Origin of the sequence: Hydrogenophaga sedimenti (genome assembly GCF_051857515.1) — a bacterium.
In the GTDB taxonomy this organism is placed as follows: Bacteria; Pseudomonadota; Gammaproteobacteria; order Burkholderiales; family Burkholderiaceae_C; genus Hydrogenophaga.
Genome location: NZ_JBPZHA010000017.1, coordinates 11,574 through 26,394 on the forward strand (window position 1 = coordinate 11,574; position 14,821 = coordinate 26,394).

Consider the following 14,821-nt stretch of genomic DNA (forward strand, 5'->3'; position numbering starts at 1 on the left):
CATGGCCTCGATGTCTCCCTCCCGACGCGCCTGGCAACGGTTCCGACGCAATCGCCTGGGCTACTGGAGCCTGGTGATTTTCTGCGGCCTGGTGGTGCTGAGCCTGTTTGCCGAGGTGCTGTCCAACGACCGGCCGCTGGTCGTGCGCTACGAAGGCAGGACCTATTTCCCCATCGTGCAGGAGCTGCCGGAGACCACCTTCGGCGGCGATTTCGGGTCGCCCACCGACTATCTCGATCCGTACATCCGCGACCGGATCACGCAGAACGGCAACTGGGCCCTCTACGCCCCCAACCCCTACGGTCCGAAGACGCTCAACTATTTCGCCAAGGAGCCCAACCCCTCGCGCCCGACCACAGACAACTGGCTGGGCACCGACGATCGCGGGCGCGACCTGCTGGCGCAGCTGATCTACGGCTTCCGGGTCAGCGTGCTGTTCGGTCTGGCGCTGATGGCCATCGGCACGGTGCTGGGCGTGGTGACCGGTGCGGTCCAGGGCTTCTACGGCGGCAAGACCGACCTGGCGTTCCAGCGCTTCATCGAGATCTGGTCGTCGATGCCGGAGCTCTACCTGCTGATCATCTTCTCGGCCGTGCTGTCACCCAGCATCGGCCTGCTGCTGGTGCTGCTCAGCCTGTTTGGCTGGATGGGGCTGTCGGACTACGTGCGGGCGGAGTTCCTGCGCAACCGGCAGATGGACTATGTGCGCGCCGCGCGGGCCATGGGCCTGTCCAACGGGCAGATCATCTGGCGCCACGTGCTGCCCAACAGCCTGACGCCGGTGGTGACCTTCCTGCCGTTTCGCATGAGTGGCTCGATCCTGGCGCTGACGTCGCTGGACTACCTCGGTCTGGGCGTGCCGCCGGGCACGCCGTCGCTGGGCGAATTGCTTAGCCAGGGAAAGAACAACCCCGACGCCTGGTGGATATCGATCTCGACCTTCGGCGTGCTGGTGGTGACCCTGCTGCTGCTGACCTTCATGGGCGATGCGCTGCGCGATGCGCTGGACCCCAGAAAGGCAGAGCGATGAGCGTGCTGCTGGATGTTCGCGGCCTGACCGTCTCGTTTGGCGGGCAGGAGGTGGTGCATGGCATCGACTTTTCGCTGGACAAGGGCGAAAAGCTGGCGCTGGTCGGCGAATCGGGCTCGGGCAAGACCGTGTCTGCCCTGTCGCTGCTTCGCCTCCTGGACAACGCCAAGGTCAGCGGCACGGCGATGTTCAACGGCCAGAACCTGCTGGCGCTGGACGAACACGCGCTGCGCGGCTTGCGCGGTGACCGCATCGCCGTCGTCTTCCAGGAACCCATGACCGCGCTGAACCCGCTGTACAGCGTGGGGGAACAGATCGCCGAAGTCTTGCAGCTCAAGCGCGGGCTGAGCGCGCCCCAGGCGAAAGCCTCGACCATCGAGCTGCTGGCGTCCACCGGCATTCCCGAACCCGCCCGGCGTGCCGGGGCGTTTCCGCACCAGCTCAGCGGCGGCCAGCGCCAGCGCGCCATGATCGCGATGGCCCTGGCCAGCGAGCCGCAACTGCTGATCGCCGACGAGCCGACCACGGCGCTGGACGTGACGGTGCGCGCGCAGATCCTTGACCTGCTGAACGATCTGCAGCGGCAGCATGGCATGGCGGTGCTGCTGATCACCCACGACCTGAATCTGGTGCGGCGCTTCGCCGACCGGGTGGCGGTGATGGAAAAAGGCCATCTGGTGGAGCAGGGCGCCGTGGCCCCGGTCTACGCCGCGCCGGCCCATGCCTACACGCGGCGGCTGCTGGCCAGCGAGGCACGCCGGGATGTGGTCGAGCCCCTGCCAGGCTCGCCGGAAGTGCTGCGCGCCGACGGCCTGCGGGTGTCCTATCCGGTGCCCATTCCTGGTGTGCGCGGCTGGTTTCGCCGTGGATCTTTCCTGGCACTGCAGTCGGCCGACTTCGCGATCCCGGCCAGGACCACGCTCGGCGTGGTCGGCGAGTCCGGGTCCGGCAAGTCGACGCTGGCACTGGCCGCGCTGGGCCTGCTGCCGCACGAGGGCCGGCTGCGCGTGGCCGACACGGAGTGGGATCAGGCCAAGGTCGATGGCAAGGAAAAGGCATTGCGCCGGCGAGTGCAGGTGGTGTTCCAGGACCCGTTTTCGTCGCTGTCGCCGCGCATGACGGTCGAGCAGATCGTGGGGGAGGGCCTGAGCATCCATGAGCCGGAACTGAACGCGGCGCAACGCCGCCAGCGGGTCACGGCCGCGCTGGCCAACGTCGGGCTGACCACGGAGCCATCCCAGGCCGACGACTGGCTGGACCGCTATCCGCACGAATTCTCCGGCGGCCAGCGCCAGCGTCTGGCCATCGCACGGGCACTGATCGTCCAGCCCAGCCTGCTGGTGCTCGACGAGCCGACCAGCGCGCTGGACGTGACGGTACAGCAACAGGTACTCGCGCTGCTGCAGCGGCTGCAGCGCGAGCGGGGTCTGAGCTATCTGCTGATCACGCACGACATCGCCGTGATCCGCGCCATGGCGCACGAGGTGCTGGTGCTCAAGGACGGACAGGTACTCGAACACGGTGATGTCGCGCAGGTGCTGAACCATCCGAGCAACCCCTATACCCAGGCACTGGTCCGGGCGGCATCCTGAGGCGATGAATTAGGATCGGTCATGGCGACCTGTCGCCCTGTCGAGTTCACCCGACCACGCCCAACCACCCGTTGCCCATGAACCCAAGCTTGAAGCCCGCGTCGACCCGGCCCGTGCCAGTGGACATGATTTCGCCCACCCGCTGGATCGAGCGGGGCTGGGAAGATCTGCGCGCCAACCCGCTGCCCGGGCTGGCGCACGGTCTGGCGCTGACCCTCGTGGGCTGGTTCCTGCTCTGGCTGGCGCACGACCGCTTCTGGTTGCTGGCGGGCGCCTTTTCCGGCTTCCTGATCGTCGCCCCGGTGCTCGCCACCGGGCTCTACCACATCAGCCGCGAGCGCATGGCCGGTCGCAAGGCCGGACTGGGCGATGTCCTGGCACTCTGGCGCTCGTTCGATGGCCGGCTGGTCCGCTTCGGCCTGCTGCTGGGCCTGGCCGGGACCGGCTGGGTGATGACGTCGGCCGGCCTGATCACCTTGTGGTCTCCCGTACCGATCCTCAAGCCGGTCGATTTCGTCCGCCACATCGTCCTCGTCAAGCAGGTCGGGCTGTTCGAAGCCTGGCTGGTGCTCGGCTCGCTGCTGGCGGCACCTGTATTCGCATCCAGTGTGGTGGCCATCCCGATGCTGATCGACAAGAGCGTGCCGGTCAGCATGGCGGTGACGGCCAGCTGGCGCGCCGTGGCAGACTATCCGGCGCCGCTGGTGTGGTGGGCCGTGCTGATCGCCATGCTGGTCGGTCTGGGCATGGTCACCGGTCTGCTCGGGCTCATCCCCGTCATTCCACTGATTGCCCACGCCAGCTGGCACGCCTACCGCGACCTTACCGCTCCCAAGTCCCCTGCGCCGGTGCCGGCCCATTGAGCTGCACCCTTTCCCCGTCAAATGGATAACACGATATTTGGTCTGACCGAAGGTCAGATCGCCCAGTTCGGCCTCACCTTCGGGGTGGGCGCGTTCATTCTCTACATGCTGTTCATCGTGCTGAACCTGGCCCTGGAAGCCAAGGCCGGCAAGTTCGGCACCTTCATCATTTTTCTGGTGCTTTCACTGGGCATGATGGGTTTTCTGGCCAAAAACATCATTCAGTGGGTGTTGGGCATATGAAATAGGTGTGCAGATCAGGCCTCGATCTTGCATATGGGGGCTCCAAAAGAGTACAATGCGAGCTTCACGACCAAATGGGCGGGTAACTACCGGCCCATTTTTTTTGGCCGAACGCTTTCGACAACCCGCATTTCCAACAAGGCAAGAACCGTAACCAATGGGCTGGCAGGACACCATCGCACAAACCGTGACCGGACTGGGTTTTGACCTGGTGGAAGTCGAACGCTCCGCCGGTGGCCTGTTGCGTGTGACGATCGATGTGCCATGGCAGGCGCCAGCCGAAGGTGCGGAGCCCGGTCCCGAACAGTTCGTGACGGTGGAAGATTGCGAAAAGGTGACCCGCCAGCTGCATTACCTGCTGGAGGTCGAGGGACTGGACTACCGGCGCCTGGAAGTGGGTTCGCCAGGCATTGACCGGCCCCTTCGCCACGAAGCGGACTACATCCGCTTCACCGGCCATCTGGTGGATCTGTCATTGAAGGCACCGATCGGTGCCACCGGCGGCGCTGTGGCCGCCAACCGCAAGAAGTTTCGCGGCACGCTGGAGCGGGCCGCCGACGGGGTGACGTGGCAGATCGTCTGGAGCGACGAGCCACCGGTCAAACCCGGTCAGCGCGTGAGCAAGAAGCGTGTGCCGCCCCCCCTGCAGGCGCTAGGCTTCACGCTGGACGAAGTCCAGCAGGCCAGGCTCGCGCCCATTGTGAATTTCAAGGGCCGTGGCAACGGCGCATGAGTTTGTTTTTGATTCGAGAAGAGTTTCGGAAAGGTAGGCGAGTGATATGAACCGCGAAATGTTGATGCTGATCGATGCCATCTCGCGCGAGAAGAACGTCGAGCGCGACGTCGTGCTGGGCGCCGTCGAACAGGCGCTGGCCTCGGCCACCAAGAAGCTCTACAAGGGCGAGGTCGACATCCGCGTGGCGATGGACCCGGATTCCGGCGCCTACGAAACCTTCCGCCGCTGGCTGGTCGTGCCCGACTCGGCCGGCCTGCAGAATCCAGACGCCGAGGAACTGCTCAGCGATGCCCGCGACGAGATCGCCGACATCGAAGAGGGCGACTACATCGAGAAGCCCGTCGAAAGCGTGCCGATCGGCCGCATCGGCGCCATGGCCGCCAAGCAGGTGATCCTGCAGAAGATCCGCGATGCCGAACGCGAAATGCTGCTCAACGACTTCATGTCGCGCGGCGACAAGGTGTTCGTGGGCACGGTCAAGCGCATGGACAAGGGTGACCTGATTGTCGAGAGCGGCCGCGTCGAAGGCCGTCTCAAGCGCAGCGAGATGATCCCGAAGGAAAACTTCCGCACCGGCGACCGCGTGCGCGCCATGATCATGGAAGTGGACCTGACGCTGCGCGGCGCGCCGATCATCCTCTCGCGCTCCGCCCCGGCCTTCATGATCGAACTGTTCCGCCAGGAAGTGCCCGAGATCGAGCAGGGCCTGCTGGAGATCAAGACCTGCGCCCGTGACGCCGGCTCGCGCGCCAAGATCGCCGTGCTCTCGCACGACAAGCGCATCGATCCGATCGGCACCTGCGTCGGCGTGCGTGGTTCGCGCGTCAACGCCGTGACCAACGAGCTCGCCGGCGAGCGCGTGGACATCGTGTTGTGGTCCGAAGACCCGGCCCAGTTCGTGATCGGCGCCTTGGCGCCGGCCAACGTCGTCTCCATCGTGGTGGACGAAGAACGCCACGCAATGGACGTGGTGGTCGACGAGGAAAACCTGGCGATCGCCATCGGCCGTGGTGGCCAGAACGTGCGCCTGGCATCCGAGCTGACCGGCTGGCGCATCAACATCATGACCGCCGACGAGTCGGCGCAGAAGCAGGCCGAAGAGGCCGACGGCATCCGCAAGGTGTTCATGGCCAAGCTGGACGTGGACCAGGAAATCGCCGACATCCTGATCGAAGAAGGGTTCACCAGCCTGGAAGAAGTGGCCTACGTGCCGCTGCAGGAAATGCTGGAAATCGAATCGTTCGATGAAGACACCGTCAACGAGCTGCGCGCCCGTGCCAAGGACGCCCTGCTGACGATGGAAATCGCCCGCGAAGAAAGTGTCGAAGAGGTGTCGCAGGACCTGCGCGACCTCGACGGCATCACGCCCGAGCTGATCGCCAAGCTGGCCGACGGCGGTGTGCACACCCGCGACGAGCTGGCCGATCTGGCCACCGATGAATTGACCGACATGACCGGCCAGACGCCTGAAGAGGCGACTGCACTGATCATGCGCGCCCGCGCTCACTGGTTCACCGGTGAGGAATCGCCTGCTTCCAACTGACCCGAGCAGGCCTGAGCGGAGAACAACACATATGACCAGTACCACCGTCGCCGAATTGGCCGCCGAGCTGAACAAGCCCACCCACACCCTGCTGGAGCAGCTGTCTGCCGCCGGGGTGCCCAAGTCCGCAGGAACCGATGCCGTCACCGAGGCCGACAAGCAGAAGTTGCTCGGTCACCTCAAGGCCAGCCACGGCACGGCGGGTGCCGAGCGCAAGAAGATCACCCTGGTGAAGAAGTCGACCACCGAAATCAAGCAGGCCGACGCCACCGGGCGTGCGCGCACGATCCAGGTCGAAGTCCGCAAGAAGCGCACCTTCGTCAAGCGCGACGATGAGGTGGCAGCCCCCGAGGTGGTGCCCGAACCCGTGGAGCCCGCGGCTCCCGTGATCGACACCGCCGAACTGGCCCGTCGCGAAGAAGAAGCCCGCCGTCAGGCCGAGCTGTTGCGCCGCCAGGAAGAAGAGCTGGCGCAGAAGCGCATGGAACGCGAAGCCGAAGAGGCGCGCCAGGCCGAAGCTGCGCGTCTGGCGGCGGTCGCTGCGGCGGAAGCCGCGGCCAAGGCCCAAAAGGAAGTGGCGGTTGTTGCCGCTGCACCGGTGCCACAGGCTGAAGCTGAGGCCACGCGCCAGGCTGCTGCTGATCGCGATGCCGCCGCCAAGGTCGAAGCCGACAAGCAGGCCGCAGCCCGTCAGGCCGAAGAACATCGCGCCCAGGATCTGCTGGAGCGCCGCCGCAAGGCCGAGGCCGAAGCCGCCAACATCCGCGCCATGATGGCCGCGCCGGCCAAGACGCTCGTGGCCAAGAAGCCCGAGCCGACACCGGATCCCAAGGCCATCAAGGGCACGCTGCACAAGCCTGCCGGCACGGCTGCCGCCAAGACGGCTGGTGCACCGGCGGCCCCGGGCACGGCCGGCAAGAAGGAAGTCAAGTCGGAGAACCTGTCGTCGACCTGGAAGGACGACGCAGCGAAGAAGAAAGAGATCAAGACCCGGGGCGACACCAGCGCCGGCCGCTCCAACTGGCGCAGCGGTCCCAAGGGTGGCGGCCGCCGTGGCGACCGCGACAGCCGCGACAACGCCCAGAGCACGTTTGTGGCACCGACCGAAGCCAAGGTCATCGAGGTGCACGTGCCCGAGACGATCACGGTGGCGGAACTGGCCCACAAGATGAGCCTGAAGTCCTCCGAGGTCATCAAGCAGCTGATGAAGCTGGGCCAGATGGTCACCATCAACCAGCCGCTGGACCAGGACACCGCCATGATCGTGGTGGAAGAACTGGGCCACACCGCCGTCGTGGCGGCGCTGGACGATCCGGAAGCCTTCACCGACGAGGAATCCGGCCAGCAGCAGGCCGAACTGCTGCCTCGCGCGCCGGTCGTGACCGTCATGGGTCACGTCGACCACGGCAAGACCTCGCTGCTGGACTACATCCGCCGCGCCAAGGTGGCCGCGGGCGAAGCCGGCGGCATCACGCAGCACATTGGCGCCTACCACGTGGAAACCCCGCGCGGCATGGTGTCCTTCCTCGACACCCCGGGCCACGAGGCGTTCACCGCCATGCGTGCCCGTGGTGCCCAAGCGACCGACATCGTGATCCTGGTCTGCGCGGCCGACGACGGCGTCATGCCGCAGACCAAGGAAGCCATCAAGCACGCGAAGGCGGCGGGTGTGCCCATGGTGGTGGCCCTGACCAAGATCGACAAGCCCGGCATCAACCTGGAGCGCGTGCGTTCCGAGCTGGTGGCCGAAGAGGTCGTGCCGGAAGAATTCGGTGGTGACGTGCCTTTCGTGGGTGTGTCGGCCAAGACCGGCGAGGGCGTCGACGCCCTGCTCGAACAGGTGCTGCTGCAGGCCGAAGTGCTGGAGCTCAAGGCCCCGGTCGACGCCATGGCCAAGGGTCTGGTGATCGAAGCGCGCCTGGACAAGGGCCGCGGTTCCGTGGCCACCGTGCTGGTGCAGAGCGGTACGCTCAAGACCGGCGACGTGGTGCTGGTCGGTCAGACCTCCGGCCGCGTGCGCGCCATGCTCGACGAGAACGGCAAGCCGATCAAGGAAGCCGGCCCGTCGATTCCGGTGGAAATCCAGGGTCTGGCCGAAGTGCCCCAGGCCGGCGACGATTTCATGGTGATGACCGACGAGCGCCGTGCGCGCGAAATCGCCACCTACCGTGCCGGCAAGTTCCGCAACACCAAACTGGCCAAGCAACAGGCAGCGAAGCTGGAGAACATGTTCTCCGACATCTCGGCCGGCGAAGTCAAGGTGCTGCCGATCATCATCAAGGCCGACGTGCAGGGCTCGCAGGAAGCGCTGGGCGCCTCGCTGCTCAAGCTCTCGACCGAAGAAGTCAAGGTCCAGCTGGTGTTCTCCGGCGTGGGCGGCATCAGCGAGTCCGATGTCAACCTGGCGATCGCCTCCAAGGCGATCATCATCGGCTTCAACGTGCGCGCCGACGTGGGTGCACGCAAGCTGGCCGAAGGCAACGACGTCGACCTGCGCTACTACAACATCATCTACGACGCCGTCGATGAGCTGAAGGCGGCGATGTCCGGCATGCTGGCACCCGAGAAGCGCGAAGAGGTCATCGGTTCGGCCGAGATCCGCACCGTGTTCGTGGCCACCAAGATCGGCACGATTGCCGGTTGTATGGTCACCTCCGGCATGGTCACGCGCAACGCCCATTTCCGCCTGCTGCGCGAGAACGTGGTGGTCTACACCGGCGAGATCGACACCCTCAAGCGCCTCAAGGACGACGTGCGCGAAGTCAAGGAAGGCTTCGAGTGCGGTATCAAGCTCAAGAACTACAGCGACATCAAGGAAGGTGATCAGCTGGAATTCTTCGAGGTCAAGGAAGTGGCCCGTACGCTGTAACAGGCTCCGACAACCATGCCCCGCAAAGCTTCTTCCGTTCCCAACCGCGGTTTCCGCGTGGCCGACCAGATCCAGCGCGATCTGGCCGAGCTGATCGCGCGCGAGCTCAAGGATCCGCGGGTGGGCATGGTGACGATCAATGCGGTCGAGGTGACGCCCGACTACGCGCACGCCAAGGTCTTCTTCAGCCTGCTCACGGGCGATCCCGAAGAGACCCAGCAGGGCCTGAACGCCGCGGCAGGCTTCCTGCGCACCGGCCTGTTCAAGCGCCTGCACATCCACACCGTGCCGACGCTGCACTTCGTGTTCGACCGCACCACCGAGCGTGCGGCCGACATGAACGCCTTGATCGCCAAGGCGGTTTCCTCCCGCGCAAAGGACGACTGAGCATGGAAGCGCCACGCACCAGGGTGCAGCGGCGCCCTGTGCATGGGGTGTTGCTGCTCGACAAACCGCTGGGACTCTCCAGCAACCAGGCTCTCCAGAAGGCCAAGTGGCTGCTGCGCGCCGAAAAAGCCGGCCACACGGGCACGCTGGACCCGCTGGCGACCGGAGTCCTGCCGATCTGTTTCGGTGCCGCGACCAAATTCAGCCAGTTGCACCTGGACGCCGACAAGACCTACGAGACCGTGGTCCGCCTGGGCGTGACCACCACCACCGCCGATGCCGAAGGCGAGGTGGTGCAGACCCGCCCGGTGAGCTGCACCGTCGGCCAGGTGGTCGAGGTGCTGGACCGCTTCATGGGTCCGATCACACAGATCCCGCCGATGCACAGCGCGCTCAAGAAAGACGGCAAGGCGCTGTACGAATACGCGCGCAACGGCGAAACCGTCGAGCGTGAACCGCGCCATGTGGTGATCCACGAGCTGGAACTGCTGGACCTGCGGCTGGAGGGCGACGAGCCGTTCCTGAGCCTGCGGGTGCAATGCTCCAAGGGCACCTACATCCGCACGCTGGGCGAAGACATTGGTGAAGCACTGGGATGTGGCGGCCACCTGACCCGCCTGCGCCGCGTGCAGACCGGTCCTTTCGATGCCAGCCAGTGCATCACGGTGGAAGCACTCGAAGCGCTGGACGAACCGCAGCGGCGCGAACGCCTGCTGCCGGTGAATGCGCTGCTGCCCGAACACACGCCCGTCACGCTCGACAGCGACAATGCCGGGCGTTTCCTCAGCGGCCTGCGCCGCCGGGGAGCCTGGCCCGACCAGGAGCACGTGACCATCTACGGCCCGGTCGGCGAGCCCGCATCGACACCGGTCCTGCTGGGCAGCGGCCACACCAGGGCCGGTGAACTCATCCCGGGGCGGCTGCTGAGCCCCATCGAAATACAGCAAATCCTGGAAACCTCACCGGAACTCGCATCATGAGCAAACAGATCCGCAACATCGCCATCATCGCCCACGTCGACCACGGCAAAACCACCATGGTGGACCAGCTGCTGCGCCAGTCGGGCACCTTCGCCGAACACGAAAAGGTCGTGGACACGGTGATGGACAACAACGCGATCGAACGCGAGCGCGGCATCACCATCCTGGCCAAGAACTGCGCCGTGAGCTGGGAAGGCACCCACATCAACATCGTCGACACCCCCGGCCACGCGGACTTCGGCGGTGAAGTCGAACGCGCCCTGTCGATGGTCGACGGCGTGGTGCTGCTGATCGACGCCCAGGAAGGCCCGATGCCGCAGACCCGCTTCGTGACCAAGAAGGCGCTGGCCCTGGGTCTGAAGCCCATCGTCGTGGTCAACAAGGTGGACAAGCCCGGTGCCAACCCCACCAAGGTGATCAACGAAGCCTTCGACCTGTTCGCCAACCTGGGTGCGACCGACGAGCAGCTGGAATTCCCGGTGGTGTACGCCTCGGGCATCAACGGCTGGACCTCTCTGGAAGAGGGCGCTCCGGGCGAACAGTGGGGCCCGAACATGTCGGCCCTGTTCGACACCGTGCTCAAGCATGTGCCCGCGCAAAAAGGTGACCCGGCCGCACCGCTGCAGCTGCAGATCTCGGCACTGGACTTCTCCACCTTCGTCGGCCGCATCGGCGTGGGCCGCATCAGCCAGGGCACCATCAAGCCCAACATGGACGTGCTGGTCATGGAAGGTCCGGACGGCAAGACCATCAAGGGCCGCATCAACCAGGTGCTGACCTTCCAGGGTCTGGACCGTGTGCAGGCCACCGAAGCCGGCCCGGGCGACATCGTGCTGATCAACGGCATCGCCGACATCGGTATCGGCGTGACCGTGACCGATCCGGTCAACCCGGCTCCGCTGCCCATGCTCAAGGTGGACGAGCCCACCCTGACCATGAACTTCTGCGTCAACACCAGCCCGCTGGCCGGTCGCGAAGGCAAGTACGTCACCAGCCGCCAGATCTGGGACCGTCTGCAGAAGGAACTGCAGTCCAACGTGGCGCTGCGCGTCAAGGAAACCGACGAAGACGGCATCTTCGAAGTGATGGGCCGCGGTGAACTGCACCTGACCATCCTGCTGGAAAACATGCGCCGCGAAGGCTACGAGCTGGCGGTCTCCAAGCCGCGCGTGGTGTTCCGTGAAATCAACGGCGAGAAGTGCGAGCCGATCGAACTGGTCACGGCCGACATCGAAGAGCAGCACCAGGGCGGCGTGATGCAGGCCCTGGGCGAGCGCAAGGGCGAGCTGGCCAACATGGAGCCGGACGGCCGTGGCCGCGTGCGCCTGGAGTACCGCATTCCGGCGCGTGGCCTGATCGGCTTCACCAACGAATTCCTGAACCTGACCCGTGGTTCCGGCCTGATCTCCAACATCTTCGACAGCTACGAGCCGCACAAGGGCGACATCGCCAGCCGCAAGAACGGCGTGCTGATCTCCATGGACGACGGTGAAATCTTCACCTACGCCCTGGGCAAGCTGGACGACCGCGGCCGCATGTTCGTCAAGCCGAACGACCCGGTGTACGAGGGCATGATCGTCGGCATCCACAGCCGCGACAACGATCTGATCGTCAACGCCACCCGCACCAAGCAGCTGACCAACTTCCGCGTCAGCGGCAAGGAAGACGCGATCAAGATCACGCCCCCGATCGACCTGACGCTGGAGTACGGCGTCGAGTTCATCGAGGACGACGAGCTGGTCGAGATCACGCCCAAGAGCGTGCGCCTGCGCAAGCGCCACCTCAAGGAACACGACCGCAAGCGCGCTTCGCGCGAGGCCTGATGAGCATGGTGGCTGGCGAAACGCCGCCACCGCTCTCCGTCCCGACACGCCATGCCGTTTCAGCTGCTCAGCCGCCTGAGTCACACCCAGGCGGTATTCCTCATGGTCGCGGTGACCCTGATGTGGTCCATCGCCGGGGTGGTCTCGCGCCAGCTTGAAGCCGCCGCGCGGTTCGAAGTGACCTTCTGGCGCAGCGCCTTCACCGCCTTGTCGCTGCTGGTGATCCTCCCGCTGTGGCGCGCGGCCGACCGGAAGGCTGGCCTGACCAGCGCCCAGGCCGGCGAGGGTGTGCTGGAGCACCACTGGGGCCTGCTGCCGCGATCGAAGGCCTTCTGGATCTCGGGCGCCTGCTGGAGCGCCATGTTCACCGCCTTCATGCTGGCACTGACCTTCACCAGTGTGGCCAATGTGCTGGTGATCATGGCGGCCGGCCCGCTGTTCACTGCACTGGTGGCGCGCGTGTTCATCGGTCAGCGCCTGCCATTGCGCACCTGGGCCGCCATCGTGGTGGCCGGCGCCGGCATCGTCTACATGTACGGCAGCCAGATGTGGACCGCCTTCACCGATCCGGCCGCCAACGCATCCGGTCTGGTGCTGGGTTCGCTGGCTTCGCTGTGTGTGCCCCTGGCCGGCGCGGTCAACTGGACCGTGGTGCAACGCAGCCAGCAGCACGGCGAGTCCATCGATCTGGTGCCTTCGGTGCTGGTGGGCGCGCTGATCTCGGCCTTTGCCACGTTGCCGATGGCCATGCCGTTTGCCGCCACGGCCGGCGACATCGCCTGGCTGGCCCTGCTGGGCCTGGTCCAGCTGGCGATCCCCTGCGCGCTGGCGGTGGTCTGCGCACGCTCGCTCAAGGCGCCCGAAGTGTCGCTGCTGGCGCTGCTGGAAGTGATCTTCGGCATTGTCTGGGCTTGGCTCTGGGCCAACGAAACCCCGGGCCGTGAGGTCATACTGGGGGGCAGCGTGGTCATCGGGGCGCTATTGACCAACGAGGTGCTGGCCTGGCGCAGCCGTGCCGCTGCCGCACCACCTCCTGCTCCGGATGAAAGCGGCGCCACGCCACACTGACACACCGAGGAGAACGGAAGATGAGCCACGACACCCCTGAATCCCACGTTATCGCCGAAGTCCGTGGGCGCGTCGGCTGCATCACCCTCCACCGACCCAAGGTGCTGAATGCCTTGTCGCTGGGCATGATCCGCGACATCACGGCGGCGCTGCTGGCCTGGCGCGATGATCCGCAGGTGTTTGCCGTCGTGGTGCGGGGCTCCGGCAAGGAGGGCCCGTTCGGCGCCTTTTGCGCCGGCGGCGACATCCGCTTCTTTCACCAGGCCGCGCTGTCCGGCAATCCCGAGCTTGAAGATTTCTTCACCGAGGAATACGCGCTCAACCACCTGATCCACACCTACCCGAAGCCCTACATCGCGTTCATGGACGGCATCTGCATGGGCGGTGGCATGGGCATCAGCCAGGGCGCCAGCCTGCGCATCGTCACCGAACGCAGCAAGATCGCGATGCCCGAGACCGGCATCGGCCTGTTTCCCGACGTGGGTGGCGGCTACTTCCTCAGCCGCTGCACCGGCCGCCTGGGCGAGTACCTGGCGCTGACCGGCCTGGTGCTCGGTGGCAACGAAGCCCTGTCGGCGGGCCTGGCCGATGCGCTGATGGACAGCGGCCGGCTGACCGGCCTGTGGGACAGCCTGGGCCAGACACCGTATGAAAACGGCGAGGCCGTGGAACGCTGGTGCCTGAACCACGTCCACAAGGCGCCGCTGAAGGCCAGCTTCCCGCAGGTTGACATCGACCGCGTGTTTTCGCTGGAGAGCGTGGGCGAGATCGTGAAGGCGCTGGAGGCCGGGGAGGGTGCCTGGGCGTCCGGCACCGCGGCCCTGCTGCGCAAGCGTTCGCCGCTGATGCTGCACGTGGTGCTGGAGCAGGTGCGCCGCGCCCGCGGCATGGGGCTGGCCGAGGAGCTGCGCATGGAGCGCGACCTGGTGCGCCGCTGTTTCCATCTGCGCCCAGGGACCGCGAGCGAAACGGTCGAAGGCATCCGTGCACTGGCGGTCGACAAGGACCATGCGCCGCGCTGGAACCCGGCGCGCATCGAAGACGTCACGCCGGCATCGGTCTCCGCGTTCTTCGACAGTCCCTGGCCCGCCGCCGCACACCCGCTGCGCACGCTGGGCTGACGCCCCGGGCTCCGCCGGTCCGTGCTCAGCGCGAGTGCTGCTTCATGGCGCGCTCGACCTCGCGCTTGCCTTCGCGGTCCTTGATCGTGTCGCGCTTGTCGTGCTCGGCCTTGCCCTTGCCCAGCGCGATCTCGCACTTGACCTTGCCGCTCTTCCAGTGAAGGTTCAGTGGCACCAGCGTGTGGCCCTTCTGCTCGACCTTGCCGACCAGGCGCCGGATCTGGTCCTTGTGCAGCAGCAGCTTCTTGGTGCGCACCGAGTCGGGACTGACGTGGGTGGAGGCCGTGTTGAGCGGATTGATCTGGCAACCGATCAGGTACAGCTCGCCTTCGCGAATGACCACATAGCCGTCGGTGAGTTGCACCTTGCCTTCGCGCAGCGCTTTCACCTCCCAGCCCTGCAGCACCATGCCCGCCTCGAAGCGCTCTTCGATGGCGTAGTTGAACAGTGCCTTGCGGTTTTCGGCGATGCGACTGTCCGTGCTTTTGGCGGCGGCTTTGCTGGGTTTGGTGGACATGAAGTGGAAGGTGGGGCCAGAGGTGGCCCATACAATGGGCGCTGATTGT

At 65.8% G+C, this 14,821-nt stretch carries 13 protein-coding genes; 12 read left to right on the plus strand and 1 reads right to left on the minus strand.

Annotated elements, in window-relative coordinates:
• Nucleotide 1: 1 nt before the first annotated feature.
• From ACS5NL_RS21065 to ACS5NL_RS21120, 12 genes are all read left to right on the plus strand, one after another.
• The gene (locus ACS5NL_RS21065) at nt 2-1,030 is read left to right on the plus strand and encodes an ABC transporter permease (RefSeq protein ID WP_439355925.1); all 1,029 of its coding nucleotides are present in this window, start codon (nt 2-4) and stop codon (nt 1,028-1,030) included.
• On the plus strand, nt 1,027-2,622 hold the full coding sequence (locus ACS5NL_RS21070; RefSeq protein WP_439355926.1) for an ABC transporter ATP-binding protein: 1,596 nt from the start codon (nt 1,027-1,029) through the stop codon (nt 2,620-2,622). The genes ACS5NL_RS21065 and ACS5NL_RS21070 overlap by 4 nt, the downstream gene beginning before the upstream one ends.
• A gap of 125 nt (nt 2,623-2,747) precedes the next feature.
• Nucleotides 2,748-3,485: a DUF2189 domain-containing protein gene (locus ACS5NL_RS21075; protein ID WP_439355927.1), complete on the plus strand. Its 738-nt coding sequence runs from the start codon at nt 2,748-2,750 to the stop codon at nt 3,483-3,485.
• Nucleotides 3,486-3,506: 21 nt separating this feature from the next.
• Nucleotides 3,507-3,728, plus strand: a complete 222-nt coding sequence (locus ACS5NL_RS21080; RefSeq protein WP_439355928.1) for a DUF2788 domain-containing protein — start codon at nt 3,507-3,509, stop codon at nt 3,726-3,728.
• Nucleotides 3,729-3,885: 157 nt separating this feature from the next.
• A complete protein-coding gene (rimP, locus tag ACS5NL_RS21085) occupies nt 3,886-4,461 on the plus strand; it encodes a ribosome maturation factor RimP (RefSeq protein ID WP_439355929.1) in 576 nt (191 codons plus the stop codon).
• Between the two features lie 46 nt (nt 4,462-4,507).
• Entirely contained in the window at nt 4,508-6,007 is a 1,500-nt protein-coding gene (gene nusA, locus ACS5NL_RS21090; RefSeq protein ID WP_439355930.1) for a transcription termination factor NusA, read from the plus strand.
• Between the two features lie 31 nt (nt 6,008-6,038).
• On the plus strand, nt 6,039-8,876 hold the full coding sequence (gene infB, locus ACS5NL_RS21095) for a translation initiation factor IF-2 (protein WP_439355931.1): 2,838 nt from the start codon (nt 6,039-6,041) through the stop codon (nt 8,874-8,876).
• A gap of 15 nt (nt 8,877-8,891) precedes the next feature.
• Entirely contained in the window at nt 8,892-9,263 is a 372-nt protein-coding gene (gene rbfA, locus ACS5NL_RS21100; RefSeq protein ID WP_411364493.1) for a 30S ribosome-binding factor RbfA, read from the plus strand.
• Nucleotides 9,264-9,265: 2 nt separating this feature from the next.
• A complete protein-coding gene (truB, locus tag ACS5NL_RS21105; protein WP_439355932.1) occupies nt 9,266-10,243 on the plus strand; it encodes a tRNA pseudouridine(55) synthase TruB in 978 nt (325 codons plus the stop codon).
• Nucleotides 10,240-12,066 carry a translational GTPase TypA gene (typA, locus tag ACS5NL_RS21110; RefSeq protein WP_439355933.1) on the plus strand — a complete coding sequence of 609 codons (1,827 nt, stop codon included), beginning with the start codon at nt 10,240-10,242 and terminating at the stop codon, nt 12,064-12,066. The genes truB and typA overlap by 4 nt, the downstream gene beginning before the upstream one ends.
• A 51-nt stretch (nt 12,067-12,117) precedes the next feature.
• The gene (locus tag ACS5NL_RS21115) at nt 12,118-13,134 is read left to right on the plus strand and encodes a DMT family transporter (RefSeq protein ID WP_439355934.1); all 1,017 of its coding nucleotides are present in this window, start codon (nt 12,118-12,120) and stop codon (nt 13,132-13,134) included.
• 20 nt (nt 13,135-13,154) lie between these two features.
• Nucleotides 13,155-14,255: an enoyl-CoA hydratase/isomerase family protein gene (locus ACS5NL_RS21120; protein WP_439355935.1), complete on the plus strand. Its 1,101-nt coding sequence runs from the start codon at nt 13,155-13,157 to the stop codon at nt 14,253-14,255.
• A 25-nt stretch (nt 14,256-14,280) separates the two neighbouring features.
• Here ACS5NL_RS21120 and smpB read toward each other — a convergent pair whose 3' ends face one another.
• Nucleotides 14,281-14,772, minus strand: coding sequence for an SsrA-binding protein SmpB (gene smpB / locus ACS5NL_RS21125; protein ID WP_439355936.1), 492 nt, complete (start codon nt 14,770-14,772; stop codon nt 14,281-14,283).
• Nucleotides 14,773-14,821: the final 49 nt, after the last annotated feature.

Excerpts from the sequence above, each read along its gene's own strand:
- ACS5NL_RS21075 (WP_439355927.1), top strand. The coding sequence starts at position 2,748 with ATGATTTCGCCCACCCGCTGGATCGAGCGGGGCTGGGAAGATCTGCGC.
- rbfA (WP_411364493.1), top strand. The coding sequence starts at position 8,892 with ATGCCCCGCAAAGCTTCTTCCGTTCCCAACCGCGGTTTCCGCGTGGCC.
- ACS5NL_RS21080 (WP_439355928.1), top strand. The coding sequence starts at position 3,507 with ATGGATAACACGATATTTGGTCTGACCGAAGGTCAGATCGCCCAGTTC.
- ACS5NL_RS21070 (WP_439355926.1), top strand. The coding sequence starts at position 1,027 with ATGAGCGTGCTGCTGGATGTTCGCGGCCTGACCGTCTCGTTTGGCGGG.
- ACS5NL_RS21115 (WP_439355934.1), top strand. The coding sequence starts at position 12,118 with ATGCCGTTTCAGCTGCTCAGCCGCCTGAGTCACACCCAGGCGGTATTC.
- typA (WP_439355933.1), top strand. The coding sequence starts at position 10,240 with ATGAGCAAACAGATCCGCAACATCGCCATCATCGCCCACGTCGACCAC.
- rimP (WP_439355929.1), top strand. The coding sequence starts at position 3,886 with ATGGGCTGGCAGGACACCATCGCACAAACCGTGACCGGACTGGGTTTT.
- smpB (WP_439355936.1), bottom strand. The coding sequence starts at position 14,772 with ATGTCCACCAAACCCAGCAAAGCCGCCGCCAAAAGCACGGACAGTCGC.
- nusA (WP_439355930.1), top strand. The coding sequence starts at position 4,508 with ATGAACCGCGAAATGTTGATGCTGATCGATGCCATCTCGCGCGAGAAG.
- ACS5NL_RS21120 (WP_439355935.1), top strand. The coding sequence starts at position 13,155 with ATGAGCCACGACACCCCTGAATCCCACGTTATCGCCGAAGTCCGTGGG.
- infB (WP_439355931.1), top strand. The coding sequence starts at position 6,039 with ATGACCAGTACCACCGTCGCCGAATTGGCCGCCGAGCTGAACAAGCCC.
- ACS5NL_RS21065 (WP_439355925.1), top strand. The coding sequence starts at position 2 with ATGGCCTCGATGTCTCCCTCCCGACGCGCCTGGCAACGGTTCCGACGC.
- truB (WP_439355932.1), top strand. The coding sequence starts at position 9,266 with ATGGAAGCGCCACGCACCAGGGTGCAGCGGCGCCCTGTGCATGGGGTG.